Source organism: Fervidobacterium riparium, from assembly GCF_025370035.1.
Classification (GTDB): domain Bacteria; phylum Thermotogota; class Thermotogae; order Thermotogales; family Fervidobacteriaceae; genus Fervidobacterium; species Fervidobacterium gondwanense.
The window spans coordinates 381,262-407,511 of the sequence record NZ_CP009277.1; the positions used below are offsets into that span (position 1 = coordinate 381,262).

Consider the following 26,250-nt stretch of genomic DNA (forward strand, 5'->3'; position numbering starts at 1 on the left):
ATTCAAACCTCCAAATAATATGTGTCTGGTTTTTCAGGATTAAATATTTCACTTGCCCAAAAGATTGTGATTAGGTCACTTTGTCCGATGTTTGTTATAGAATGCGTATAACCTGGTGGGATATCAATTACTTGGAGTTTATCACCACTAACTTTATATTCAATTATTTCGTCAGAATCAATTTTTCTGAGTCTTATTAAAGCTTCACCATAAATAACGAGAAATTTTTCAACTTTTGTATGATGCCAGTGGTTTCCTCGAGTAATTCCAGGCTTTGTTTTTGAAACAAATATTTGTCCAAAATTTTCAGATTTTATAAATTCACTTAACCATCCTCTATTATCTTGCTTCATTTCTAATTCATAATTTAGGTTATCTTCAGGAAAATAAGAAATGAAAGTTGCAAATAATTTCTTATCGAAAGAGTCTTTTAAATCTGGCATTAACAGTGATTCACGACTGTTTTTAAAATTGTAAAGTTTTTCAACAATTTGCGAAATCTTTACTTTGTATTCTATCTTTATCTTATGATACCCACTTTCCATATTTTCAAAGTTTTTCATAGTTCGAATGAATTCATCTACTACATCGTCAATGTAAACAAGATTCAAAACTTTCTCAGGATCATCTATGCGTATTGGCAGATTTCTAGCTATATTATAGCAAAAAGTAGCTATTGCGGAATTGTAATTAGGTCTGCTCCATTTTCCGAAAACATTTGGCAAACGATATATGAAAACTTTGGCATTAGCATGTTTCGAATATTGAAGAAGTACTTCTTCAGCTGCTTTTTTACTCTTTCCGTAAGGATTATCTAGTTCTGCTTGTATTGAAGAAGAAAATACAATAGGTATGCTTTTTTTATTATCGATTAGATAGTCGCATATGAATTTCGTGTACTCAAAATTTCCCTTCCAATACTCCTCAACATTTTGAGGTCTATTTACTCCGGCAAGATGAAATATGAACTCAGCATTCAAAAGCGCTTGCTCTAAATCTTGCATTGTAGAATTTGAATCTATCTCAATTATATCACTGAATCTTAAGTTATTTAACTGTGAAATTAGATTTTTACCTATGAAACCATTTGAACCAGTTATTAGTATTTTCATTTTATCACTCCAAATTCACGTAAATCTTCTTGGATTTCATACAAATTAAGAAGAATTTGTTTTAATTCTTCTTTATTAAGCATATAGGTATCATTAGATGTGTATTCTTGAACCTCTGATACTTTTTCATCACCAATGGAAAAATACTTGTCGTAATTCAAATCTCTTGTGTCTGCCGGTATTTTGTAAAATTCTCCAAGGTCAATTGCTTTGGCCATTTCTTCACGAGTAATAAGTGTTTCATGCTTTTTTTCCCCATGTCTTGTTCCAATAATTTTTATTGGATGATTTTCTCTTCCTAATAATTCTCTTATAGTTTCCGCAAGCAAACCTATTGTAGCAGCAGGTGCTTTTTTGACGAATATATCGCCACTTTTCCCGTTCTTAAAAGCATACAGCACAAGTTCAACAGCTTCATCAAGACTCATCATAAACCTTGTCATTGTAGGATCGGTTATTGTAATTGGTACATTTCTTCTTATTTGATCGATAAACAATGGTATTACCGATCCACGTGACGCCATTACATTACCATATCTTGTAATACATATCGTTGTTTCGTCGGTTTCTCTTGACTTTGCAATAGCAACTTTTTCCATGAGAGCTTTTGACATACCCATTGCGTTTATTGGATAAACTGCTTTATCTGTGCTTAGGCATACAACTTTTTTAACACCGTTATTAATAGCTGCTGTCAATACGTTATCAGTACCTATAATATTTGTTTTAACCGCTTCCATTGGGTAAAATTCACAAGATGGAACTTGTTTAAGTGCTGCAGCATGGAATATATAATCCACACCTTTTGTAGCATGTTGAATGGAATTGTAATCTCTTACATCGCCAATGTAAAATTTTAGTTTTGGATTTTTGTAAAAGTTCCTCATATCATCTTGTTTTTTCTCATCTCTTGAAAATATTCTTATTTCACGAACGTCTAAATTCATAATTTTTCTTAAAAATGCATTACCGAAAGAGCCTGTTCCACCTGTTATTAATACCACTTTATCTTTAAAATCATCTTTGAAAAGTTCTATATTCATAGTGCTTCGCCTCCAGTAATTTAATATTATATTATTCAAAATATTTTAAAAGTTTTGGTATCAAAACTTGTTTACTAAAATGTTTAATATAATATTCGTAACCACGATAGCCTATCAATTGAAGGTCAGTATTTTTCATTTCAGAAAGTTTCAAAATTGCTTCAACAATTCCATTTATGTCATTTTGTTCAACACAAATTCCGCATTTTGCTTCTTCAATTATGCGTTTTGTCTCACCGTCAGCTATTGCAAGTATTGGTTTACCGCAAGCCATATATGATTGTAATTTTGCTGGTATGTATTTTGAGAGGAGCTCATTTTTTTGGTAACTAAGTAAAACAACATCACTTGCGGATATGTACCTTGGAATTTCTTTAGAAGATTTATAGTCTACAAAATTGAACATTTGTTCTACATTATTTTCTTTAATTATTTTTATCAATTTCTCTTTTGCTCGTCCATCACCAATTAAATTAAAGACAATCCTTTTAGACGTTTTTTCCAAAAGAACTTTAGCAATTTTCGGAAGTATTTCTAATCCCTGGGCATATCCAATATTTCCTGTAAATGTTATGTTGAAAGCCTTACTGTCAAACTCAGGTACAGTAGATTTTTCAATAGGTTTGTAAAATTCTTCAGCATATTGTGGTAAGTATATTACTTTATCTTCTTCGATATTTCTTTTTAGTATTTCTTCTCTTAGCCCCTGAGATGTAACAAAGATTAAATGCGATTTTGAATATATATAATTCACAATTTTATCAACGACACTTAGGACATATTTATTTTTTATTCCACCAGCTATTATAAGACTTTCTGGCCATAAATCTTGTACATACAAATAAACTGGTTTTGAGAAACGTTTCGAGTACCATATCGCAGGAAGTGCTTGAAATATAGGTGATGTTGCAAATACAAATACATAATCAAAGATCCCTTTCTCGATTTTTGACCAAAAATATCCTGATACAATAAAAGATAGATAATTAATAGTTAACGTGATTTTGTTCTTAAATCTAGGGAATATAAATAACCTTTGTATATTTATTCCATTCCATTTTTCTTTTCTTCTTTTCCAAAAACCGTAGCCTTTATAAAAACGTCCAGCAGGATAATTTGGAATACCAGTTACGACTTTCACATCGTAATTGTTTTTAACAAATTCTAATGCAATATCGTTTATTCTAAATTGCTCAGGATAAAAATGGAGGGAAATTATTAAAATTCTTTTTTTTCTGGACAATTTTATTCCTCCTAAGATAAAGTAAAAACAATATTTTTAAATTAAATGAATTCATTAATTTTCATTATTTGTTAATAGTTTTCACTATTATTTAACATCTAAAGATAAAAAATAATTTCATATTTGTCTCATGATTTTCATCGCTTCCCTAATCTTCTCAACTTCTTCAGCCTTGCAGACTAATATCCCATTTTCACTCTCAACAACTATTATATCATCTATCCCTATCACTATCGTTGGTTTGGTTGTAAGTACAAACGCATTTTGTGAGTCTATGGTCACAGAATTTTTGGAATTGCTTACTCCTAATTCTTTCAGCGACTTGAAATTCCCAACATCTGACCATATGAATTCGGATTTGATTGTGTATATTCTGTCTGCTTTTTCCATTAATGCGTAATCTATGCTTATCGATGGTACTTGTTCGTAAATTTTTTCTATATCTTTCTCTTTTAAGAATGGTTCTATAACTTCTAATGCGTGTTTTTTCATTTGTTCTATAAAATATTTTGCTTTCCACATGAACATTCCACTATTCCAAAAGTAATTGCCTTGGTTTATGTAAAACTGCGCTGTTTCGTAATTTGGTTTTTCGTGGAATTTTTTGGCTATGGATATGTTTGGTTCAATTTGTTCACCTGATTCTATGTAACCATAGCCTGTCTCAATTCGAGTTGGTTTTATTCCAAAGGTTATTATACCATCATTTCTCTCCAAAAATTGCTCGGCTGTTTCAACAGTTTGCCAGAATTTTTCAATTTCTGGAATGTAATGGTCTGATGGAACAACTAAAATTATTTCTTCTGGGGCCATTTTCAATGTCCCATATGTACATGCTGGTGCTGTGTTTTTCTTGAGTGGCTCAGAGAGAATGTTTTCTTTTGGAATTTCAGGAATTTCTTGGTGAGTGAGTTCGGTATAAATTTTATTCGTGACTATGAAAATGTCTTCTGGTTTTAATTTAAATGAAAGTCTTTCGAAAGTTTCTCTGAGGAGTGTTTTGTCAGAGAAAAGTTTTAAAAATTGTTTTGGAGTTTCTTTAGTCGATAGTGGCCAGAATCTTTCGCCACTTCCACCTGCTAGGATTATTGCTTTCATATGTCTTCCCCCAGATTTTTTGATATTTCGATTGCGTAAGTTATTATAACCAAAAAAATTCTTCAGGTCAATGTTTTGTTCAAATTTATACATTTCGGTAATATAATTTTAAACTTGCTTGTTTTAGTGATTTTTTATTATTTCCGACGCTTTCTGCATTACTTCATCTTTTTCTCCATTTAGGTAATTTATTCTGTCTTGTGTTGTGATTTGGATAGTGTGGTCAGGTTCTAGTGGTTTGTTGCCGTCTGGTTCGTTTATTTTTGATGTTGGATAAGTTAAGGCCAGTCTTATGCTATCTAAATATTGGTACGTTATGTCCGTTGTGTGGTTGATTTTTGTTAATGTTGGTTCGCCTATTGTTCTGCCTGGGTTGAGTTTTTTGAATGTGTAAGCGAAATCAAGCGCTGCGTTGTTTGTGTATCTGTCAAATAAAAGCCAAACTTGTGCTTTTATGTTTGGCTCTCTTGGTTTGAATTCATGCGAGAATGTTTGGTTTAGGATTTCTCCTGTGGTTTGTGTGAATTCTATGCCGTATTTTTCAAGTGTCTTTAAGATGTACGCTGTGTTAATTAATGATATATTGCGTGTAAACTTTATGTTGCTTTGTATGAGATGTTCGTAGATCTCCTTGAAGATATTGAAGTCCTGGGCTTGGGAGTTTCGGATGTCGATGATGATTTTTTTCAGGTCTTTGTTGTATATTATTGTGTTGTCAAGGAATTCTCGGAATTTGTTGTAAGATGTACCTGAGAGTGAGAACGTGCGAATCTTTATAATCCCAACATCGTCTATGCGTTCAAAGGTGTACGGTGGCTCTGAACCGATTGATTGGTACTTTGCGCTTAAGGTTGGATAGCTGAAGAGTGTTACCGTTTTTACTTTTTCGGTTTGTTGTTGGTTTTCAAATGTGTATTGCACTTCATATTCTTCTTGGTTGTAGAATATCCATACGAATCTTTGTTTTTTCCAAAGCAGTTCTGGTGAGAGCCAGATTAGTTGAGAAAGTTGTTGTTCTCTAAGTTCGTAATTTTCTCCTGAGGTGTAAGGAAGGAGTTGGTCTATTAGATTTTCTATTGGAATTTTGTTTATCGATAGTATTTTGGCGCCTGCAGGGATTTTGTCTGTCGCTGTTGATGTGACTATTGCGTTTTTATCGATGATTTGTACTCTGAATGGAAGGACGCTGTAAACAGGTTCTGATGGTACCATGAACCTTAGGTTTTGGTCGTTAACAGCTGAGAGGATTGGCTGAATTAGTGAAAAAGCCTTTATTGGAAGTACTTTTTTGGTTTTTTCGTGCTTTAGGTTTTTGATAAGTGTTTGTATTTGTTGCATTTTCTCTTTAGGAAGTTTTTCTGGATATATTTCAGTTAGTATTCTTTCCAAATACGCTGTGTTTTCGATAACGTTTTCAACGGGTACAAGGCGTTTTTGGTATTTGTACAGCTCAATAATCCATGAGAGAACAAATGTTGTTACAAGACCAGAAATGATGAAAATGAAGATGAGTTTAGCCCCTATGCGCAATGTTGATTCCCCCTTCTTTGTTTTTGTTTTTTGCTTTTGTTTTTTTGGTTGTTATTTGTTTCAGATTGATTATATCATTTTATGGAAGGTTTTTGAAGGATAATATAATGTGATAAAATTTTAATAAAGTATGTATTTATGAACGATAAGGAGTGAGTTGAGTTGAATGTTTTGGCAATTGATTGTGGTACTCAGAGTTTGAGGGCCATTGTGTTTTCCGAGTTGTTAAAAACAATCAGTGACACTGGCAAGGTTTCTGGTTTTAAGAACGTGTCGGATTTTGTATTTTCTTTAGATAAACCAAGGATAGTAATATTGCTCATTACAGCAGGAAAGCCCGTGGACGAAGCAATCGAGCAATTACTGCCTTACCTCGAACCTGGAGACATAATCGTTGACTCTGGAAATTCGTACTATAAGGATACAGAGAGGAGATACGAGTATTTGAAGTCTCAGGGTCTTAGATTTGTTGGACTCGGTATATCAGGTGGTTCTGAAGGTGCACGTAAAGGACCGGCACTGATGCCCGGCGGAGATTTCTCTGCTTACAAGGACTTAGAAGACTCACTTAAACTTGTTGCTGCAAAGAGCCATTATGGACCGTGTGTAGAGTACATGGGGAACCGGTCGGTTGGCCATTTTGTGAAAATGGTTCATAATGGGATAGAGTACGCTATAATCGGTGCTATTTCGGAAGTTTTCTATGTAATGAGAAACTTAATGAGAATGACACATGAAGAAATAGCAGACGTTTTTGAAGAATGGAATAAAAAGGATTTTGACAGCTTTTTGCTAAGAACTGCTTCGGCTGTATTGAAACAAGTAGATGAGAAGACAGGGAAACCTTATGTTGATGTTATCTTAGACTTAGCAGAGCAAAAGGGTACTGGGCTTTGGTTTACCCAAACTGCACTGGAAATAGGAGTACCTGCAATGTCTATATCTGCATCAGTAAATTCAAGGATAATCTCTACCTACAAGGAGCTTCGACGTTCTGTGGCAGAAAAGAGGGAAACAATTAGCAGTTCTAAAGTTATTGAGAGCTTCGAAACATTAAGAGACGCTTTGTTCTTCTCATCTTTGATCGCACACGCCGAGGGGCTATGGCTTTTGACAAAAGCGTCGCAGATATTTAATTATGGAACTGACTTGGAGAAAGTGCTTAAAGTTTGGAGAAAAGGCAGTATTCTTGAATCTTCGTTAATTGACTCCATTTTGAAGCACAACTTGAATTTCAGCAACTGTCTCATAGAAGACGGGGATTTTAGAGCAGTTTTAGAGAAGCTGTTGCCAAGTACTATGGCGTTGAGCAATCTCTGCCGTGGAGCTGCAATACCTATTCCTGTCATTAATTCAAGTATCGACTTTTACTTATCGGTAACCTCCGAGAATTTGCCAGCAAATCTTGTGCAAGGCATAAGGGACTGGTTCGGCTACCATGGTTTTTATAGAGTAGATCAGCCAGGAACGGTATTTCATTTTGTAAAGCCTGAAAGCCAAAGTGACTAACGTTAAATGGGGGATATCGTAATCACTTTCCCAGAAATTCATGCAATGCTTTTATGTTTTTGGGTATATCTGTTATAAACACCCACTGATTCACACCATCTATCATTGCGTGTCCTTCTTGGAATGAACCGTTTATTGGCACTCTGAATCTTTCGAGTGTGTATGTCGAGTAGTTCCTGCTTCCGAGCGAGATGAGCTCTGACTTTGGAATGTTGGTTTCTATATATGGAAGCACCATGTTGATTACCCTTAGTTTTGTAGATACCGAAGCTCTCTTCAGCTTTTCAAATACCTGCTCGAGGACTCTCTGTTGGCGTTGAACGCGCTCGTAGTCAGCATTGCCAACGTATCTTATCCTTGCATATGCAAGAGCCTGTCGCCCATTCAGTTTTTGCAAGCCGGGCTTTTTGACTTCAGGAAGTTTTCCGCCAAGCAAATTTTTTACCTCTCGCATGTTTATGTTTATATGTTCAACTTCTTCTGGTTTAACATCTATTTCAACGCCACCGACGGCGTCTATTATCTTTTCGAACCCTTCAAAATCGACGGTAGCGTATCTTGTTAAAGATAACTGGAACGTTTTGTTAAGCGTTGCAAGTGCAAGTTTCGGACCGCCGAGTTCGTATGCACTGTTTATCTTTCTTTTGTCAAATCCGGGGATTTTAACGTACAGATCTCTCATTATCGAAGCAAGCTTTATTTTTTTATTAGCATGGTCTATTAGCAATACCATTATCGTATCGCTCCTTGCGTGTTCTCCTTCTTGCCTTGCGTCAAGACCAAAGAGCACAGCCGCAAATTTTTCGTTGCTTGGAGCTGTCGGGTTGTTCGTATCTTTTGCGGCATAAACTTCTTCGAGACTGAACAAGTCTGTGAATTTAATTTTTTCAAGCCTTGTGTTGAGGTATACCCCGACGATGATTGCTGTTATTATCAAAGATAACGAGAATGCGACAATGAATTTCAAGAAATTTTGCATATCTTTCTCATCTCCTATTCTTAAAGATTCCCACTATCGAACCGATGCCATATGAGATGTGCAAAACTAAGAATGAAAAGAATGTATAAGGAACGAGCGCAATCTTTTTGTGCTTGATTGCAACCTGTGATGAGAAGTAAATGCTCAGAGCCAGGTACAGAGAAGCAGGGAGTGCGTATAAAAACTTCAGAACTCTATTCACTGGCAAGAGCAATAAGAGCAAAGAAATGAGATACAAGACAAAGAGCATCGGCACTAAATGTCTTGGTCGATATGCCCTTTTGACGAATTTGGAGCTGTGGGTTACCCAAAAGCCGTTTGAGTAGTTATTTTGCCATAGTTTTGTGTATGTGTCCCTCGCATAGTAATATGCTCGAGCTTCTGGAATGAGCAATATCTTGTAGCCAGCGTTTTTTAATCGGATGTTGAATTCAATGTCTTGGTTTCTTATTAGTTCTTCATTGAAAAGCCCTACTTTTTCAAAGATTTCCCTTTTGTATATGCCGTACGCAACGGTGTCGACGTATTCTTTCTTCTGGTTGTTTGTTCTATATTTCGCACCGCCTATTCCGAATGGGTGTTTCAATATTTCGCTTATAGCAACGGCTTTTACGTTGCTACTTCTTGGCAAGACTTCCATAACCCCGCCTGCTACGTCGCATTCGTTGTTTTCAAGCGCTTGGACACAGGCAGAGATGTAATTTTTTGAGTAAGACGCATGTCCGCTTGCAAGCATAATGTACTTTCCGTTTGCATTCTTGATGCCGATGTTTATACCGGATGGCGTATATTTTTTGGAATTCTCAAGCAATCTTATTTTGTTTGGGTATTTTTCTTTGAGCCTTTCGACTATTTCTCTCGTTCTGTCTGAGCTCATGCCGTCGACGACTATGAGTTCAACATTTTGGTAATCCGATTCGATAAAGCTAATTATTGTCTTTTCGATTGTTTTTTCTTCGTTGAGAGTTGGGAGAATTACCGAAACGAGTGGTAGAACAGCCATATTTATTTTCTCTCCTTTTAAGATGATTAGAAATTCGACGGAATTTATTATATCATGAAGATGTGATAAAATGTAATCCAAGAAAGCAGAGGGAGGTTGGATATTATGGGGGCTAAACAGATAGATACGATTGTTTTCGACCTTGGGAGAGTTTTGATTCACTGGGACCCTTACGGGTACATGGTAGAGCACTTCGACGAAGAAGTTGCGAAGGTGCTAACGGAGAAGGTTTTCTCGATTGAAGAGTGGAACTTGATGGATAAGGGAGAGATCTCAGAAGCCCAGTTTTGGAAGATGGTTGAGGAAAGATACCCCGAGTATGGCGAGTACATTCGCCACATGAAGAGTGCGGTGCTCAGCCTTTTGAAACCGATTGAGGAGAATGCCAAACTGTTGCCGGTGTTGAAAAAGATGGGATACAGGCTGCTCGTGCTTTCTAATTTCAGCTACAAAGCGTTTGAGCATGTGTACAATACGTTTGAATTCTTTAAGTATTTCGACGGTATGGTCATATCGAGCCACGTGAAAAAGATAAAGCCGAATGAGGATATCTTCTACGAGCTTATGGAGCGCTACGGTGTTGTGCCGATGCATTCGCTGTTTATAGATGATAGGAAGGACAATATCGAGACGGCAAGTAGGTTGGGATTTTCAGTAATACACTTGACCGACTACAGGGTTTTGAAAGAAGAGCTTGAAAAAGTGTTGGGGCATCCTGTAGAGTGATCTTAGTAGGGGGGATGGGTGTGAGGCATTTTGTAGATACGCAAAAGAAGGTTTTCGCATTTTCGCCGGATAATGCTCCTGCTGTTTCTGTAAATAGCGGTGATGAGGTTGTTTTCGAAACGCTTGATTGTTTTTCCAACCAGATAAAGACTTGCGAAGATAAGCTTGAGAGCCTCGACTGGAACCAGGTAAATCCAGCAACTGGTCCAGTCTTTGTGAACGGTGCAGAGCCGGGAGATGTGCTGGAAATACAGATAGTGGATATAAAAGTGAATAATCAAGGTGTGATGGCAACGGGAAAAGGACTCGGACCGCTTGGAGGGAAGTTCGAGGGGTATTATACAAAAATAGTCAAGGTTGAGAATTCGAAGGCTATTTTCAACGATTTGGAGCTCGATATAGAACCCATGGTAGGTGTAATCGGTGTTGCACCGAAGGAAGGGACGATAAATTGCGGAACGCCGGGTTCGCACGGTGGGAATTTGGACACGAGGTACATAAAGAAAGGTGCAAGGGTGTTTTTACCAGTTTCCGTCAAAGGTGGTTTGCTTGCACTTGGTGATTTGCATGCGCTCATGGGCGATGGGGAGGTTTGCGGTACTGGAATAGAAGTCGCAGGAGAAGTTCGAACAGTAGTGCGTGTACGAAAGAACTTGAGTTTAAAGAACCCCATGGTTGTGTCCGAGGGAATAGTATTCACATTGGTCTCATCAAAGACGCTCGATGAAGCTGTGAAAGAAGCTGTGGGCGATATGTTTGAGTTCGTAATGAGCCGAACGAATATTAGTCCCGAAGAATTGGTGATGTTGTTTAGCATAGTTGGGAATACGGAGATTTCTCAGGTTGTGGACCCGCTTGTCACCACAAGGTTCAGCATGCCTGTGGATATCTTAGAGAGATTAGGCGTATCTATTTGATTTTATGCGATTGTCGAGCCTGTCCAGAATTTGTCGAGCTTGTCGACGGTGTCGAGACAGTGAAGAAACTCTTAGGAGAATAACCCCGATATCAACTTGTCAAGCATGTAGAACGGAACTAACTCCAGCGTAGTATCTTTTATTCTTTCTGTTCGTCTTCCGAAGATGTTTACCAATATTGCCTTCTCAGGGTCGTATCTGTTGATAAAGCTCTGCAAGCTTCTTGTCGCAGCTGGCTCTTCAATGCTCTTGTATTTGACTTCAATTGGGATGATTTTGTCTTCTTTCGTGAGGACGAAATCTACCTCAGCATTATCTTTCGTTCTCCAGAAGTGCACGGTGAAATCATGCTCTTTAGAAAGTCTTTTGAGCTTCAAATAAACGAAGTTTTGAAAGACGAAACCAAAATCAGCAAGGTTTCCAAAAACACCTGCAGCGTAGTTTCTCAAGCCCAAGTCTGTGAAATAGGCAGTCGGTGCTTTTGTTAATTCCTTAATTCGGTTTGTTGAGAAAGGTGTTATCAGGTCTATTATGTATGTTTGTTGTAGATACCATAGGTATTGCTTTACGGTTTTCGACGATACTCCCGCCTCAGAAGACAGGTTTGTTAGATTAAGCATTCTTCCTGACAGAGAAGCTAAGATTCTTACAAGTGTGGTGAATTCTTCAATTCGCACAACGCGGAGCAGGTACGTTATGTCCTTTTCAACATAGCTTCTGTATATCTCGCTTATCGTTAGTCTTTTTTCCTTTAATTGGTCTTCTAATACAACTCTTGGATATCCACCAAAGTGCAGATACTCATTTAGTAGACTTAGAGTTTTGGCTTTTTCTAAGTCAAAGAATGTCTCTAAGTTCATCTCGTATCTATAGTCCGTCTTGAAGTTAACAAATTCCTCGAAAGATAGCGTAGATATCTCAAACAAGCGCTTTCGACCTGCGAGCGATTCGTGAAGCCTCTCTTTGAGCTCCACACTTCCAGAGCCAGAAACGATGAATTTATACGGTAGACCCATGTCGTATATACCCTTTAAAAAGACACCTGCATCTTCTTTTCGTTGGATTTCATCGATAAACACGAAACCTTCTTTGCCAATTTCGAGCTCTATCTTCTTTAGAAGGCTGGATTGAGAGGAGAAATGCATCTTATCTTCCTCGATATCGAGGTTGAGGAAGAGTGTTTTCTTTCCCTGAGCTTTCAGCTCGTTTTCTAAGATTCTGAGAATAGTTGTCTTCCCAGCTTGCCTTGGTCCAACGAGAAACGTTATCTCTGGCTTTTGCAAATGCTGTCTTAATTCCTTTACGATTTCTCGTTTTATTAACCTCATCGCTCTCATCTCCCTTGAGGATTCGACAGCTCAGGTACAATTATACCATAATCCGAGAATTCTGGAAGTCGACTTCCTAAATTCTCGGACTAAAATGGAAGTGGATTTCCACATTAGTACGAAAATCACAAAAGTCTATATGTTTTTGCGCTTGTTTGATAGTACCGAGTTTCTGCTATCGTTCTGCCGATGAATCAGGAGAAAATCTAACAACCCATCCATTTTCTTTTGTGAATTCTATTAGATAGAGATTCTCGTTTAGTTTGAAGAGGTCTTCTTCAAATCCACTCTTGGAAATGAGTATGAAATAGTCTACGGGTATTCGTAGCTTGTCGGCTTTTGTCTTTAGGCCGATGTATTCCTTCAACCCAACCTTTTTGTTTCTCCATTTAACTTCTCCAGCATATATCCTCCCGTTATTATCTTTTCCAAGAATGTCTATCTCTATATCTTTCGCCCAGTATCTTCCTGCTTGCACAAGATTAAAGGCTTTCTTGACATATTGAGTGCTTTGCTTTTCAAATTCGAATGAGACGTATTGTGTCAAGTCCGCTTTTATGTTTTCTAAAACATGTTGATACTCGTTCAAGTCGACGTTCTCTTTGTAAGGGAATATGTATCTATACCAGAATCTGAATAGTTCATCTTCAATTTCATATCGGAAATCTTTTGTTCTGTGTGGATTCTTGAATAACGCAGGCGAGACGCGTTTGATTAATTTTAGTGTCATCAACGACTTTATGTACGGTTGGAGTTTTCTTGAATCGGTTTCGCCGATAAATGAGGTTATCTCGCTCAATTTATTTCTTCCGCTTGCAAGTGCCTCCAATATTGATTGGTACATTGCTGGTTCGCGAAGTTCCTGAAAGAGAATAAAGCTCGGTTCTTCTTTAAGCGGGGCACCGAGTTTTAGAAACAGGTTCTGTATATTTTCAAGCACACTTTTTGTACCATCCCATAGCGTTAAGTGGTAAGGCACACCACCGACTATAGAGTATGTTTCTAAAAGTTGGTGATAATCGTACTGTGGGATAAAAAGCTTGAGGTGCTCGAAAGATACAGGATTCAGCTTTAAAACTGCACTTTTTCTTCCAAAGAGTGGGTTGTTGTGTGATAATACACCCTCCATGAAACTTATGCTTGAGCCACAAAAAAATAACTTTAGCATTGAATTTTCATACTCATCAAGAAGAATCTGCAAAACAGATAGGATTTCTTCGTTATTCTCTGCAAGGTACTGAAATTCATCAAGGACGACTATAACTTTCTCCTTCGTAGAGAGAGTGAATAGCGATCTCAGAGCATCTTCCCACGTTTTGAAAGACACGTTCCCGATTTTGAGAAATGAGCCAAGGACTCTTGAAAATGTTTCGAGCTGTTCAGCTTTTGATACCTTGCGTGCCGTGTAATAAAACACCTTCTTGTCTTTTGTAACTTCTTTCAGCAACGCACTCTTTCCAACTCTTCTCCTACCGTATAGTATCACAACTTCGCGTTTGTTTGAGCTTATAAGGTTGTTGAGGAAATCCTTCTCTTCAAACCTGTTAATAAACATCTTTCATCACCTCTGCGGTTTGATATTATAATCGTGATTATACTAATCTAAATTAGTATAATAACGCTTAGTATATTATACCATAAATAAGCCGGCGACAATCTTGTGATATAATTTCAATAGACTGCTGTCGAGCCTGTCCAGAAATTGTCGAGCTTGTCGACGGTGTCGAGAAAGTTATCCGAACAGCAACATTCCCAGATTGGAGGCGGAAGGTTGTTTAGAAAAGTTTGTTTAGTTTGCTTTGTTGTTTTGATATCAATCGACACAATGCTCATTGGTCAAACGTACAAAGTGCGCTCGGCAGATGAGATAGAGAAAGTTATTGTGACCGATATTTTGAACTTTGAACCGACAACAGTTTTGTTAGCGTACGGGACGAATAATTCAACGATGCTCAAAGTCGTAGATTCGGTTATTAAGAGCATCGGTGAAAGTTTATTTTTGCAGCGATGGGAAGAGAATTCAGTTGAACAGCTCGGTACCGTAACAACGACTATCACGTACACTTACGTCGAAACACCCGCAGAGCGAAAGGCTGTAGATGATTTTATCCAGAAGAATATTTCAGCTATATTGAATGGTATAAGAGTGATACAAAGAAGGTCTTCATGATAAACGAATGGATGAAGCTGAATATCGAATACGATAGTTCGTATACGTACAAAAGCGCTTACGCAACGCTCAAGAACCGCAGGGGTGTGTGCCAGGGTTACGCACTGCTGTTCTATCGGTTAGCGAAAGCGGCTGGATTGCAGGCATATTTGGTAAGCGGGCAGGGGAAAGTACCAGGAAAGGATGCGACAGCTCTTCAATCGCACGCTTGGAATGTCGTGAAGATAGGCAGTGAGCTGTTCTATGTCGACACAACGTGGAACGACAGCATGGGAGTAAATGCATATTTGTTTTTCGGCACGAATCAAGCAAAGTACTCGCACTATCCGGAAACAAAGCTTCCAGGCACGATTTCTGCGAAGAGTTACGCAGAGAAGTTGTATGAGGAAATAGTCAGGTACAACAGTAGCTCTGCGAGGGAAACATTCAGTTTGCTGTATGGATATTTAGTCTTGAAATACGACGAACTGGTGAATTACATTTACTATATGATTAAGAATGGGAAGGAAGTACTCTTAGTAGGTGAAGGAGATTTTATAGCCAGTAATCTTTCAAGAGCGGTGAATGATGCATTGATTTATGCAAACATTAACAGTGTGAATTATACGTATTCATATAACTATCTGTTCACGAGCTCGGACAAGAAGGATTTTTACATTTGGAGAATTAGTTTTAAGCGAAAGTAATTTCTGCGAAATTGTAAGGCGTGGGTGAGTATGTACGCACCTTTGTATATTGAGAAGTCGAAAGATGGAACGCTTGAGAAAATTGCAAAAGAATTAATGGCTCGCCTTGAAAAGTGCGACATATGTCCACATGTCTGCGGTGTAAACCGGTTAGCAGGGCAAAAGGGTTTTTGCAAAGCAAAGGCCGAAGTAGAGATTTCAAGCTTTGGACCGCACTTTGGCGAGGAGTCTGTTTTAGTCGGGAGAAATGGTTCAGGGACGATATTCTTCACGCATTGCAACATGCGATGTGTGTTTTGTCAGAATTTTACGATTAGTCAGCTTGGAGAAGGAATGAAGATTAGCATTGAGGAACTTGCAGACATCATGCTTCGGTTGCAGAACATGGGGTGTCACAACATAAATTTAGTTACGCCAACGCATTATGCTCCGCAGATTGTGAGTGCTATCAACATTGCTGCAAAAAATGGACTGAAAATACCGATAGTCTACAACTGTGGTGGGTACGAAAGAAAGGAAATTATCACATTATTAGATGGTATAATTGATATATACATGCCAGATTTTAAGTACGGAGACGACGAAAACGCTCGTGTGTACTCTGGTGTTAATAATTACACCTTATATGCGAAAGAATCGCTTATAGAGATGCAAAGGCAAGTGGGTGATTTGATAGTCGATGAATACGGCATAGCGGTTAAAGGACTGATAATTCGGCATCTTGTGTTGCCAAACGATATTGCAAAAAGCGAAGAGGTGCTGAGATTTATTGCCCGAAACGTCTCACCGAAGGCTTATGTTAATATCATGGCACAGTATTATCCGACGTATCAAGCGCATAAATACCCTGAAATAGCAAGGAGAATAACAATAGAAGAGTACAGAAAAGTACTTAAAATTGCAAAAGAAATAGGTCCGGAATTCAGGTTGGCAGATTAATTAACGGAGGTGGAGATATGATATCCAGCAGTGCGAAGATAGGCAAAAACGTTGTGTTTGGTGAGAATGTTGTTGTTGAGGATAATGTCGTGATTGGGGACAACGCTGTGATCGGTCACAACGTTGTGATACGAAAGGATACAGTCATTGGTGAGGGGTGCGTTGTAGCTGACAACACAGTCCTTGGAAAGAAACCTTTCAAAGCAAGTGCGTCTGCGACAACCGATGAGAAAGAATTACCACCTTTGTTGCTTGGAAAGTACGTTACAGTCGGGGCAAATTGCGTGATTTATAGAGGAGCGACACTGGGTGATTTTGTTTTCGTCGGTGATCTGGCAAGCATTAGGGAAGATGTTGAGATCGGGGAATATACGATCATTGGTAGGGGAGTTGCTGTTGAGAATAAAACGAAAATTGGGAAATACGTAAAAATAGAGACTAACGCATATATTACAGCAATTTCGACAATCGAAGATTATTGTTTTGTAGCGCCGGGTGTCACGTTTACAAACGACAACTTCTTAGGCAGGACTGAGGAGAGAAAGAAATACTTCAAAGGTCCAACGCTGAGAAAAGGTGCTCGAATTGGCGCGAATTCTACGATATTGCCCGGCATCGAGATAGCAGAAGATACGCTCGTTGCTGCCGGGTCTGTTCTAACACGGAACACTGTTCCAAGAAAGATATACATGGGCGTTCCTGCTAAGGAATACAAAGATGTTCCGGTTGAACAATTGCTGGAAAACCAAAGCTATTATAAAGGATGATTTTTTTGAGTACGTCCTCCTTTGAGTACAAAATAGTGCACAAAAACACCCGAAAAATCTCCATCTACATAGACTACGACGGAACGCTGAAAATCTCAGTTCCGAAGTCGATGACCGAAAAAGAGTTAGAACAATTTTTGAAGAGGAAAGAGTCTGAGATTAAGAAATTGGTCGAAAGTTTTTCCGCCCAGAAGTCTGCGTTCACGAGTAAAAATGCGATACTCTATTTCGGTGAAGAGAGAAAAATAATCTTAAACGGTGATTCAAATGTCCCATTGCGGTACGTCAATGGGACGTTCTTTTTAAATCCGCGGTACGTGGACGACGCCAACAAATTGGCAATTTGGTGGCTTAGAAAACAAGCGGAAGAATATCTGCCTAAAAAGGTTAACGAGATATCGGAGATTATGGGGATAAGCTACAAAAAAGTTGTCGTGAAAGATGCGAAAACTCGCTGGGGAAGCTGTTCCACGAAAGGAACGATTTCACTCAACTGGAGATTAATTATGGCGCCAGTGGGTATTGTTGAATACGTGATAGTCCACGAGCTTGCACATATAGCACATCCTGATCACAGCCCAGAGTTTTGGCGATTCGTTGGAAAATTTGTACCTGATTACAGATTGTTTAGAAATTGGCTTAAGAAGAATGGTAAGAGCCTCTTTTTATGGTCTTTGGAAATAACCCCAAAGTAAATGACATGACCTCACTTTCTCCCATCCTCAAAAATTAATTGCTTTATAATTGCGGTAGATAAAGATAACAGATATTTTTTGAAAAAATTCGAATTCTTAAGAAATTAAAAGAATTCATACTATAACTTCAAGACATTTAACGTTACTTTTATTAAACGAATTTTGTCTAAAATTACAAGTGTGTTATAAAGCTAATTGATTACACTCTGGAAGTAATTAATAAAATTATTGCCTGATTGTTAGAATCCGCGGTGAGTATCTTAGAGAGGGGTTTTGTTGGAAGGTATTTCTTTCTATCCTGTGAAGAGGAGGGAGTGTATATGAGGCGGTTCTTGGCTATTTTGGCGGTTCTTGTTGCAGTTGTATTGTTTGCAGACTTACCAGGGGGAATTCCGAGAAGTGAGACATTCATAGCTAATGCATTAACAGGAAGAGCAGCTAACCCCACGAATTTCAACGTATGGGCAACTTGGGTGTGGCAGGACAGGGGAATTCAGAACTTGTTGCTCGAGCCACTCTGGTGTGTTGAATACGCTACAGGAAAGATCATCAACGCACTCGCAGCGAGTGGACCAGTGTACAGTAAGGACTTGACTGAAGTAACGTTCAAGTTGAGAAAAGGCGTTTACTGGAGCGATGGAGTGCCTTTTACTGCCGATGATGTTATTTACACAGTTGAGCTTGCGAAAAAGATTGAGGGTATGGGATATCACGACCAGATGATGCAGGTTGTTCAAATCACTAAGATCGATGACTACACGGTGAAGTTCAAATTGAAGGAACCAAACGGAAGGTTCCACACGTATTGGCTCGATAGGTGGGGTGCTTTGAGACCACTTCCAAAGCATGTGTTTGAGAAGGTTAAAGACCCACTCACGTTTAATTTCTATCCTCCAGTTGGTACAGGTCCGTACGTGCTTAAGGATGTGGATCAAGGCGGTTATTGGACGTTGTGGGAAAGAAGAAGCGACTGGCAGAGGACACCGACGGGCATGATTTATGGTATGCCACAGCCAAAGTACGTACTGTTCATTGCAAGCGGTACGGTCGAGCAACAGATCCTTTCCATGGCTCAGCACCAGCTCGATGCAGCGGACCTTACGATCGCCGGTATGCTGGCTGTTATGCAACGTGTGAATACTGCAAGAGCTTGGAGAAAAGATTTTCCATGGACTGTCAATATTGACCCATGTATAACGGGGCTTGCTTTCAACACTGCTGTAAAACCATTTGACAACAAGGATGTGCGCTGGGCGCTAACTTTGGCTATAGATATCGTTGAATATGCTGCTAATTCATTCGACGGCGCTGTAACGTTGAGCCCAATTCACATTCCACTTACAAAGGCATACTACGATATGTTCTATCTGAGAATGGATTCATGGCTCAGGAATTTTGAAATTGACCTCGGAGGCGGCAAGAAGTTCAAACCATACGACCCAACTGCTGGAACGAGATTGGCTGAGTACGCCAAAAAGAGGGGATACAATGTTCCAAGCGATCCAGCAGAGGTCAGGCGAGTATTCGGACCTGGATGGTGGAAATATGCACCGGACGTTGCAGAGCAACTGCTGATTAAGAATGGATTCAAGAGAGATAAGAATGGAAAGTGGCTCTTACCGGATGGTACGCCGTGGAAGATAACGATAATTACTACGACTAACCCGGCACACCCATCGTACAGAAATGCATTTGCTGCATCACAAGCTTGGAAGAACTTCGGAATCGATGTAACAGTTATGACAACGGATGCCTTGGCAACAATGGGGCAGAAAGGTGAGTTCCAAGTCAGCACAGATTGGCCCGCAGGAGAGCCGTGGGGTGCCGGTGCCGATTTGTTCCGCGTTCTCGAACCGTTCTTGTCTGATTACAAGGCAGCTATTGGCGAGAATGCACCGTGGGGTAACTACATGAGATGGTCCAATCCAGCGATGGATGAGATTATAAAGAAACTCAGAGTCACCTCGACTGACGATACTTCAAACCTTATTAGTTTAGGAATTGAGGGTCTCAAGTTGTTAGTAGCGGAAATGCCTGGCATACCAACGTTCAACTATCCTGGCGTTATAGTTTGGGACGAATACTACTGGACGAACTTCCCAGGCGCAGAAAATATGTACTCACAGCCGTATCACCACTGGCCAAACTTCAAGTATATGTTACCATTCTTGAAACCTACCGGGAAGAAATAAGATAAAGCAGTTCATTATTGGGGAGGGAGACGCCTCTCTCCCCGGTTTTTTCAAATTGTCATTTTTTACGTTTGAACTCAAGGGGAGGTATGCATTTTGAAGTTTATAAAGAGCTATCTAATTCCTCGGTTGATTGTGTATTTCCTTGTAATTTTTGTAGGCATAACGATGGTTTTCTTCATTCCAAGGTTGTTGCCAACTGATCCAGTTCAGCAGTTCATCGCTCGTTTCACAACGCAAGGGGTCTATATGGATCCTAAGTCGGTTGACCAGATGATTAAAACCCTAAGGCAACTTTATGGTCTTGAGGGTACGTTATGGGAGCAATATGTTAGTTTCCTTAAGAGGTTTGTAAGGGCGGATTTTGGACCGTCTTACTATCAATTCCCAACGCCTGTAAAGCTTCTTATTGCACAATCACTTCCTTGGACGTTGGGACTTATGCTCATCACAACGCTCTTGGCGTGGATAATCGGTAATATCGTCGGTGGTTTTGCAGGATATTTCTCGAATAAGAGATGGGTTAAGGTTGTCGATTTCATAGCGATGATAATAAGGCCTATGCCTTACTATATACTGGCACTTACGTTACTCATAATTCTTGGGTATATCTTTCCTATCTTTCCAATTAGGAGTGCTTTTGCGACAGGTATGTCCAGTAAGTTCAGTTGGTACAGTATTGTAAGTATACTAAAGCACTCGTTCCTACCTGCGATGTCATTGCTTTTGATAGGCATGTTCGTTTGGTTCCAGGCGATGAAGCTTGTCGTTCAGACGGTTAAGTCAGAAGATTACGTGAAGTATGCAAAGCTCGCTGGTGTACCGGAAAAGAAGATAGTTTACAAGTATGTTATTAGAAATGCGATGTTGCCACAGACGACTGGTTTAGCACTATCTCTTGGTCAGATATTCAGCGGTGCGCTAATCACAGAGATGACATTCTCTTACCCCGGTGTCGGTACTCTGCTCTACAACGCTGTTTTTACAGGCGACTACAATTTGCTGATGGGCATAACGAGCATATCTATCATAGTCATCACAACAAGCGTGCTCGTGATAGACCTCATTTATCCGTTATTAGACCCGCGCGTGAGATATAGATGAGATGCAAGTGAGATGGGGTGAAATGATGAAAACTTTCAGGGAGCTACTTAAAGATAATAGGTTCAAAGTCTCTTTCGTGATTTTCTTGTTACTCGTTGTACTTTCGTTCTTATCGTTCTTTTCTCCTTACAATCCGTATAGGTGGAATGTAGTGGAGAGGAATTTACCACCACACTGGCCGCATATCCTCGGAACAACATCTATGGGACAGGACGTCTTTTGGCTACTCACGTTTGCAGTGAGAAATTCATTGATAGCTTCACTCATCGCCGGATTAGTTTCGCGCGTTATAGCTGTCTTGATCGGGATAATAGCAGGATTCAAGGGTGGGGCTGCCGATAGGATTTTGACGTTCCTAAGCGATTCTTTCTTGGTAATACCTCTCTTCGTGATAATTGTGCTTTTCGCGATGATTGCTAAGGCAAGGATGGGAATCGCGTCTCTCGGGTTACTGCTTGGTGTCTTTGGCTGGGCTTGGGATGCGCGCGTTGTGCGCTCTCAAGTTCTCAGCCTCCGTGAGCAGGATTTTACATATACATCAGTTCTTTCGGGAGCATCTACCAGTTCCATTATTTTTAAAGATTACATGCCGTATTTGATTCCGTTGATATTCGCCACGCTAATTGGAAATATGTCGTGGGCAATAGGTATGGAGATTACTTTGGCAATACTCGGGGTTTTCAACCTCGAAACGCCAACACTGGGTACAATGCTACAGTGGTCGATATCGAGTCAGGCATTGCTCTTAGGATATTGGTGGTGGGTTCTTACACCCGTTTTGTTCTCCATCCTAATTTTTGTGGCTCTGTACCTTATGTCTTTAAGCATTAGCGAGTACCTGGATCCAAGGATGCGTATCCAGAGGATAGGAAAGGCTTGAGGTGATAACAGTGGCTGTGCTCGAAACGAGGAATTTAAAGGCATATTACCATCTCGATGTGTACGGAAAGAAAATTGTTGTTAAGGCTGTTGACGAAGTGAGTATTTCGTTCAATCAAAACGAGATATACGGCATCGCCGGTGAAAGCGGGTGCGGAAAGAGTACGCTTCTCAAAACTCTTTTCGACGCTGTCGAGCCTCCATTGAGGGTTGTTGATGGCGATGTGCTGTATATAGATGAGAATAAACCGGTTTCGATTTACAAGATCCAGCCAAGTGAACGCAGGAAGTTTAAGTGGAAGTTCATATCCTACGTGCCACAGGGTTCTATGAATGTCTTGAATCCGGTAACCAAGATAATGGACACGTTTGAGGACTTTTTGAAACCGCACGCTAACGGCTTCAAAATAGGCGAATTGAGGGACAATATCTTGCAACATATTGTCGAGCTTGGGCTTAGAAAAGAGATATTGGATGCGTATCCTCATCAGCTCTCAGGTGGGATGAGACAGAGGGTTACGATAGCCTTGGCGACGATACTCGCTCCGAAGATAATTGTTGCGGATGAACCGACTACCGCACTGGATGTCGTTACCCAGAGAGGTGTAATACAAGTTTTGAAAGATGTTCAAGCGAAGTACAAAAATACTATTGTGTTAGTGACGCACGATATGGGTGTTCACGCTAACATGACTGACAGAATAGGCATAATGTACGCCGGCAAGATCGTCGAAGAAGGAAAAACGGAAGAGATATTTGAAAAGCCGCTCCATCCGTACACGAAGTTCCTTATCGAATCTCTCCCTCAATTTGGTGAAAAGAGAAAAAGGGAGAGCGCACCAGGTTCACCGCCATCTTTGGCATCTCTGCCTTCAGGTTGCGCATTTCATACCAGATGCCCGTTTGCAATGCAGCAGTGTAGAGATTCGGTACCGCAGCTTGCAGAGGTTGAACGTGGACAAAAAGTGGCATGCTGGTTGCATTCGGGGGTGAAGGTATGAGCAACAGTCTTTTGAGGATTGAACACCTAACGAAGGTCTACAGGATAGGCAGTATAATAGGCGGAACGAAGATAACAGCTGTAGATGATGTTTCTTTTGAAATAAACGGAAGTGAGATCTTTACATTAGCCGGCGAGAGTGGCTGTGGAAAAACTACTATAGCAAAGATAGTCTTGGGTTTTGAAGATGTTACTCGCGGTGAAGTGTATTATTCTGGAAAGAGGATAGACAACCTCAAGAAAAGAAGTGAGATTTTTGAGGAGATACAGGCTGTTTTCCAAAATCCGTTCACAACGTTTAATCCGCTCAGGAGAGTTGAGAGCTATTTCTACGATACGCTGAAGAATTTTGAGATTTCAAAAAGCAAGGAAGAAGCGACTGCGATAATAACAGAGAAGTTGAAAACGGTGGGCATCGAGTTCGACGAATTTTACCACAAGTATCCAAGCGAATTTTCCGGTGGACAGCTGCAGCGAATTTCGATAGCCAAGAGCTTGCTTACAAACCCAAAGTTGTTAGTTGCCGATGAACCGGTGTCGATGGTCGATGCTTCTTTGAGAATGTCGATCGTTAATTTATTTAAGAAACTCGAAGAGCTCGGAATAAGCATCCTCTACATCACTCACGACTTAATGACGGCTTATTACCTCGGTGGCAGGATAGCCATCATGTTCAGGGGCAACATAGTGGAGACGGGTAGTACAGAGCGAGTGCTGTCTGAACCAAAACATCCGTACACGCAACTGCTAAAGGAGTCGATACCTCAGCCAGACCCAAAGAAAAAGTGGAGCACGAGGATAAAGCTCTCAGATTTAGAAGAGGTTGAGTACGTTTCGACTGGATGCAAGTTTGCGGGAAGATGCCCGTACGCAATGGACATATGCAGAAAAGAAAGACCGCCTTATTTTGATGTAAATGGTAGTAAGGTTATGTGCTATCTTTACAAATGATTTTGATAAAGATTGGGGGAGAGCGCTATGGAGATATATAAGGATTCTTCTAAGCCTATTGAATTGAGAGTTGAGGACCTGCTTTCGAGAATGACGCTGGAAGAAAAGGTTAGCCAGCTCGGTTCTGTTTGGAGTTATCAATTACTCGACGAGAACGGGAATTTCGATGAAGGGAAAGCATTTGAGCTGTTGAAGGACGGCATAGGTCAAATCTCAAGACCGGGTGGAGCAACAAACTTTCAACCCGAAGAAGTTGCTCAATTCGACAATAAAGTACAGAAATTCTTGATAGAAAATACGAGACTTGGAATACCAGCATTAATGCACGAAGAATGCCTAACTGGATATATGGGACTCAACGGTTCGAATTTTCCTGTGCCTATCGCGATGGCGAGTACGTGGGAGCCTGAACTGGTAAAGGAAGTTACGAAAGTGATAAGGCAAGAGATGAGGAATATGGGAATTCACCAAGGGCTCGCTCCTGTACTTGACGTTGCAAGGGACCCAAGATGGGGAAGGGTTGAGGAAACATTCGGAGAGTCGCCTTATCTTGTCGCAAGTATGGGGTGTGCTTATGTCGAAGGTCTGCAGGGAGAAGACTTGAAAGACGGAGTCATTGCCACTACAAAGCACTTTGTCGGTTACAGCGCGTCTGAAGGAGGGCGGAACTGGGCTCCAACTAACATTCCGCCACGCGAGTTGAGAGAGATCTTCATGTTCCCATTCGAAGCTGCCGTGAAAGTAGCGAAGGTTGGTTCTGTTATGAATTCGTACAGCGAGATAGACGGAGTGCCTCTTGCCGCTTCCAGAGAGCTTTTAACAGATGTGCTGAGGAAAGAATGGGGATTTGATGGACTCGTTGTCTCTGATTATTTCTCGGTGAAGTTGATCCACGAACATCACAAATTAGCAAGGGATAAAGCCGAAGCAGCAAAATACGCCCTTGAAGCGGGAATAGATGTGGAATTACCAAATACCGATTGCTATGCACATGTCTTAGACCTGGTGAAAAGCGGGGTTATTCCGGAAAAGTTGTTAGATCAAACTGTTAGAAGGATTTTGAAGATGAAATTTAAATTGGGCTTGTTCGATAAGCCGTACGTAGAACCTTCAAAAGCGAAGGTTGTAAAAAACACAGAGCTTGCTCTTGAAGTTGCAAGAAAGTCAATAGTGCTCCTTAAGAACGACGGTATCTTGCCATTGAAAAAAGATATGAAAGTAGCACTCATAGGACCAAATGCGGCGGATGTCAGGAACATGCTCGGTGATTACATGTACTTAGCACATATAAAAATAATGCTCGAGAACGTTAACTTGGCTTTTGATGCGCCTAAGTTCAATCTTTCAAGCGTGAAGAAATCGGTTGAGGAGAGCATGAACAAGATCAAGAGTATAGAGATGTTGCTCAAAGAAGAAAGTGTTCAATTCACATACGCGAAAGGTTGCGATGTCTTGGGAGATTCGAAAGAAGGGTTCAACGAGGCGCTCAAAGCAGTCGAGAATAGCGATGTGGCGATAGTTGTAGTTGGTGATAGGTCAGGTTTGACCATGGATTGCACAACGGGTGAGTCGAGGGACAGCGCGAATTTGAAGTTGCCCGGAGTTCAGGAAGAACTTATCATTGAGGTTTCAAAGGTTGGCAAGCCTGTGGTGCTCGCTTTGCTGAATGGCAGACCTTATTCTTTAACCAGGGTTGTAGACAAGGTTTCTGCTATTGTTGAGGCGTGGTTGCCAGGTGAGATTGGTGCAAAGGCAATAGTCGATGTGCTTTACGGCAAAGTCAATCCATCCGGTAAACTTCCAATGACTTTCCCGAGAAGTGCTGGTCAGATTCCGCTCTTCCACTACTTCAAACCGTCTGGCGGAAGGTCCAGTTGGCATGGTGACTACGTTGACGAGAGTGTCAAACCACTATTCCCGTTCGGTCACGGACTTTCGTATACTAATTTCGATTACAGCGGGTTAGAAATCTCTCCATCAAAAGTGCCAATGGCAGGAAGCGTCGAAATTTCACTTTATGTGGAGAACACTGGTGAAGTTGAAGGCGAAGAGGTTGTGCAGCTTTACATCGGAAGAGAATGTGCCTCAGTAACTCGGCCAGTTAAGGAACTGAAAGGTTTTGCGAAGGTGAATTTGAAACCTGGCGAAAAGAGGAAAGTTTTGTTCAATCTCCACACGGACGTGCTCGCGTTCTACGGACGCGATATGAAGCTCTGCGTTGAGCCTGGGGTTTACAACGTCATGATTGGAAGTTCTTCGGATGATATAAGGCTTAAAGGAAGTTTTGAGGTAGATGGAATGAGAAGAGAGGTATTTGAAGATAGAGTATTCTTTACAAAAGTTTACACTTTCTAATTATTTTTGATCATATCTATTGGA

General features: G+C 40.1%; 23 protein-coding genes. 14 read left to right on the forward strand and 9 right to left on the reverse strand.

The genetic code is table 11. The features are described from left to right. Positions 1–2: 2 nt before the first annotated feature. The 5 genes from IB67_RS01705 to IB67_RS01725 form a co-directional block, all read right to left on the reverse strand. Positions 3–1,112: a polysaccharide biosynthesis C-terminal domain-containing protein gene (locus IB67_RS01705; protein WP_498875389.1), complete on the reverse strand. Its 1,110-nt coding sequence runs from the start codon at positions 1,110–1,112 to the stop codon at positions 3–5. Next, positions 1,109–2,155: a polysaccharide biosynthesis protein gene (locus tag IB67_RS01710; RefSeq protein ID WP_498875390.1), complete on the reverse strand. Its 1,047-nt coding sequence runs from the start codon at positions 2,153–2,155 to the stop codon at positions 1,109–1,111. The genes IB67_RS01705 and IB67_RS01710 overlap by 4 nt, the downstream gene beginning before the upstream one ends. 31 nt (positions 2,156–2,186) lie before the next feature. Then, positions 2,187–3,398 carry a glycosyltransferase family 4 protein gene (locus IB67_RS01715; protein ID WP_498875391.1) on the reverse strand — a complete coding sequence of 404 codons (1,212 nt, stop codon included), beginning with the start codon at positions 3,396–3,398 and terminating at the stop codon, positions 2,187–2,189. 117 nt (positions 3,399–3,515) lie between these two features. Continuing rightward, on the reverse strand, positions 3,516–4,496 hold the full coding sequence (locus IB67_RS01720; RefSeq protein ID WP_498875392.1) for a mannose-1-phosphate guanylyltransferase: 981 nt from the start codon (positions 4,494–4,496) through the stop codon (positions 3,516–3,518). A gap of 123 nt (positions 4,497–4,619) precedes the next feature. Next, positions 4,620–6,026 carry a S41 family peptidase gene (locus IB67_RS01725; RefSeq protein ID WP_498875393.1) on the reverse strand — a complete coding sequence of 469 codons (1,407 nt, stop codon included), beginning with the start codon at positions 6,024–6,026 and terminating at the stop codon, positions 4,620–4,622. Between the two features lie 162 nt (positions 6,027–6,188). Between IB67_RS01725 and gnd the strand changes: the two genes are divergently transcribed. Beyond that, positions 6,189–7,535 carry an NADP-dependent phosphogluconate dehydrogenase gene (gnd, locus tag IB67_RS01730; protein ID WP_498875394.1) on the forward strand — a complete coding sequence of 449 codons (1,347 nt, stop codon included), beginning with the start codon at positions 6,189–6,191 and terminating at the stop codon, positions 7,533–7,535. Positions 7,536–7,557: 22 nt separating this feature from the next. Here the strand turns inward: gnd and IB67_RS01735 are convergent, their stop codons facing one another. Then, the gene (locus IB67_RS01735) at positions 7,558–8,514 is read right to left on the reverse strand and encodes an LCP family protein (protein ID WP_072757192.1); all 957 of its coding nucleotides are present in this window, start codon (positions 8,512–8,514) and stop codon (positions 7,558–7,560) included. A 7-nt stretch (positions 8,515–8,521) separates the two neighbouring features. Continuing rightward, a complete protein-coding gene (locus IB67_RS01740; RefSeq protein ID WP_014451299.1) occupies positions 8,522–9,517 on the reverse strand; it encodes a glycosyltransferase family 2 protein in 996 nt (331 codons plus the stop codon). A gap of 105 nt (positions 9,518–9,622) precedes the next feature. On the opposite strand from IB67_RS01740, the gene IB67_RS01745 reads away from it, so the two are divergent. Both IB67_RS01745 and IB67_RS01750 read left to right on the forward strand, forming a co-directional pair. Beyond that, a complete protein-coding gene (locus tag IB67_RS01745) occupies positions 9,623–10,243 on the forward strand; it encodes an HAD family hydrolase (protein ID WP_014451298.1) in 621 nt (206 codons plus the stop codon). A 14-nt stretch (positions 10,244–10,257) separates the two neighbouring features. After that, a complete protein-coding gene (locus IB67_RS01750) occupies positions 10,258–11,160 on the forward strand; it encodes an acetamidase/formamidase family protein (protein ID WP_014451297.1) in 903 nt (300 codons plus the stop codon). A gap of 71 nt (positions 11,161–11,231) precedes the next feature. On the opposite strand, the gene IB67_RS01755 is transcribed toward IB67_RS01750, so the two are convergent. Both IB67_RS01755 and IB67_RS01760 read right to left on the reverse strand, forming a co-directional pair. Then, entirely contained in the window at positions 11,232–12,488 is a 1,257-nt protein-coding gene (locus tag IB67_RS01755; protein ID WP_014451296.1) for an ATP-binding protein, read from the reverse strand. Positions 12,489–12,663: 175 nt separating this feature from the next. After that, the gene (locus IB67_RS01760; RefSeq protein ID WP_072757189.1) at positions 12,664–14,043 is read right to left on the reverse strand and encodes an ATP-binding protein; all 1,380 of its coding nucleotides are present in this window, start codon (positions 14,041–14,043) and stop codon (positions 12,664–12,666) included. A 216-nt stretch (positions 14,044–14,259) separates the two neighbouring features. On the opposite strand from IB67_RS01760, the gene IB67_RS01765 reads away from it, so the two are divergent. The 11 genes from IB67_RS01765 (at position 14,260) to IB67_RS01815 (ending at position 26,226) form a co-directional block, all read left to right on the forward strand. Then, positions 14,260–14,658, forward strand: a complete 399-nt coding sequence (locus IB67_RS01765) for a hypothetical protein (RefSeq protein ID WP_072757187.1) — start codon at positions 14,260–14,262, stop codon at positions 14,656–14,658. Continuing rightward, entirely contained in the window at positions 14,655–15,344 is a 690-nt protein-coding gene (locus IB67_RS01770; RefSeq protein WP_072757185.1) for a transglutaminase domain-containing protein, read from the forward strand. The genes IB67_RS01765 and IB67_RS01770 overlap by 4 nt, the downstream gene beginning before the upstream one ends. A gap of 30 nt (positions 15,345–15,374) precedes the next feature. Beyond that, positions 15,375–16,283 carry a radical SAM protein gene (locus IB67_RS01775; RefSeq protein WP_072757183.1) on the forward strand — a complete coding sequence of 303 codons (909 nt, stop codon included), beginning with the start codon at positions 15,375–15,377 and terminating at the stop codon, positions 16,281–16,283. Between the two features lie 17 nt (positions 16,284–16,300). Continuing rightward, the gene (locus tag IB67_RS01780; RefSeq protein WP_072757181.1) at positions 16,301–17,050 is read left to right on the forward strand and encodes an acyltransferase; all 750 of its coding nucleotides are present in this window, start codon (positions 16,301–16,303) and stop codon (positions 17,048–17,050) included. A gap of 35 nt (positions 17,051–17,085) precedes the next feature. Further along, the gene (locus IB67_RS01785; protein ID WP_072757179.1) at positions 17,086–17,745 is read left to right on the forward strand and encodes a M48 family metallopeptidase; all 660 of its coding nucleotides are present in this window, start codon (positions 17,086–17,088) and stop codon (positions 17,743–17,745) included. Positions 17,746–18,065: 320 nt separating this feature from the next. Next, positions 18,066–19,937: an ABC transporter substrate-binding protein gene (locus IB67_RS01790; protein ID WP_072757177.1), complete on the forward strand. Its 1,872-nt coding sequence runs from the start codon at positions 18,066–18,068 to the stop codon at positions 19,935–19,937. 96 nt (positions 19,938–20,033) lie between these two features. Beyond that, positions 20,034–21,041: an ABC transporter permease gene (locus IB67_RS01795; protein WP_072757175.1), complete on the forward strand. Its 1,008-nt coding sequence runs from the start codon at positions 20,034–20,036 to the stop codon at positions 21,039–21,041. A 25-nt stretch (positions 21,042–21,066) separates the two neighbouring features. Next, positions 21,067–21,921, forward strand: a complete 855-nt coding sequence (locus IB67_RS01800; protein WP_072757173.1) for an ABC transporter permease — start codon at positions 21,067–21,069, stop codon at positions 21,919–21,921. 1 nt (position 21,922) lies between these two features. Further along, a complete protein-coding gene (locus IB67_RS01805) occupies positions 21,923–22,921 on the forward strand; it encodes an ABC transporter ATP-binding protein (protein ID WP_072757171.1) in 999 nt (332 codons plus the stop codon). Further along, positions 22,918–23,871 carry an ABC transporter ATP-binding protein gene (locus IB67_RS01810; protein WP_072757169.1) on the forward strand — a complete coding sequence of 318 codons (954 nt, stop codon included), beginning with the start codon at positions 22,918–22,920 and terminating at the stop codon, positions 23,869–23,871. Before IB67_RS01805 ends, IB67_RS01810 begins: the two co-directional genes overlap by 4 nt. A 27-nt stretch (positions 23,872–23,898) precedes the next feature. Continuing rightward, positions 23,899–26,226 carry a glycoside hydrolase family 3 N-terminal domain-containing protein gene (locus tag IB67_RS01815; RefSeq protein ID WP_072757167.1) on the forward strand — a complete coding sequence of 776 codons (2,328 nt, stop codon included), beginning with the start codon at positions 23,899–23,901 and terminating at the stop codon, positions 26,224–26,226. Positions 26,227–26,250 lie beyond the last annotated feature (24 nt).

What these genes read in the sequence shown, in the direction of transcription:
- IB67_RS01745 (WP_014451298.1), top strand. Translation starts at nt 9,623, where the DNA reads ATGGGGGCTAAACAGATAGATACGATTGTTTTCGACCTTGGGAGAGTT.
- IB67_RS01815 (WP_072757167.1), top strand. Translation starts at nt 23,899, where the DNA reads ATGGAGATATATAAGGATTCTTCTAAGCCTATTGAATTGAGAGTTGAG.
- IB67_RS01735 (WP_072757192.1), bottom strand. Translation starts at nt 8,514, where the DNA reads ATGCAAAATTTCTTGAAATTCATTGTCGCATTCTCGTTATCTTTGATA.
- IB67_RS01770 (WP_072757185.1), top strand. Translation starts at nt 14,655, where the DNA reads ATGATAAACGAATGGATGAAGCTGAATATCGAATACGATAGTTCGTAT.
- IB67_RS01720 (WP_498875392.1), bottom strand. Translation starts at nt 4,496, where the DNA reads ATGAAAGCAATAATCCTAGCAGGTGGAAGTGGCGAAAGATTCTGGCCA.
- IB67_RS01775 (WP_072757183.1), top strand. Translation starts at nt 15,375, where the DNA reads ATGTACGCACCTTTGTATATTGAGAAGTCGAAAGATGGAACGCTTGAG.
- IB67_RS01790 (WP_072757177.1), top strand. Translation starts at nt 18,066, where the DNA reads ATGAGGCGGTTCTTGGCTATTTTGGCGGTTCTTGTTGCAGTTGTATTG.
- IB67_RS01760 (WP_072757189.1), bottom strand. Translation starts at nt 14,043, where the DNA reads ATGTTTATTAACAGGTTTGAAGAGAAGGATTTCCTCAACAACCTTATA.
- IB67_RS01810 (WP_072757169.1), top strand. Translation starts at nt 22,918, where the DNA reads ATGAGCAACAGTCTTTTGAGGATTGAACACCTAACGAAGGTCTACAGG.
- IB67_RS01710 (WP_498875390.1), bottom strand. Translation starts at nt 2,155, where the DNA reads ATGAATATAGAACTTTTCAAAGATGATTTTAAAGATAAAGTGGTATTA.
- IB67_RS01780 (WP_072757181.1), top strand. Translation starts at nt 16,301, where the DNA reads ATGATATCCAGCAGTGCGAAGATAGGCAAAAACGTTGTGTTTGGTGAG.
- IB67_RS01800 (WP_072757173.1), top strand. Translation starts at nt 21,067, where the DNA reads ATGAAAACTTTCAGGGAGCTACTTAAAGATAATAGGTTCAAAGTCTCT.
- IB67_RS01755 (WP_014451296.1), bottom strand. Translation starts at nt 12,488, where the DNA reads ATGAGGTTAATAAAACGAGAAATCGTAAAGGAATTAAGACAGCATTTG.
- IB67_RS01705 (WP_498875389.1), bottom strand. Translation starts at nt 1,112, where the DNA reads ATGAAAATACTAATAACTGGTTCAAATGGTTTCATAGGTAAAAATCTA.
- IB67_RS01750 (WP_014451297.1), top strand. Translation starts at nt 10,258, where the DNA reads ATGGGTGTGAGGCATTTTGTAGATACGCAAAAGAAGGTTTTCGCATTT.
- IB67_RS01740 (WP_014451299.1), bottom strand. Translation starts at nt 9,517, where the DNA reads ATGGCTGTTCTACCACTCGTTTCGGTAATTCTCCCAACTCTCAACGAA.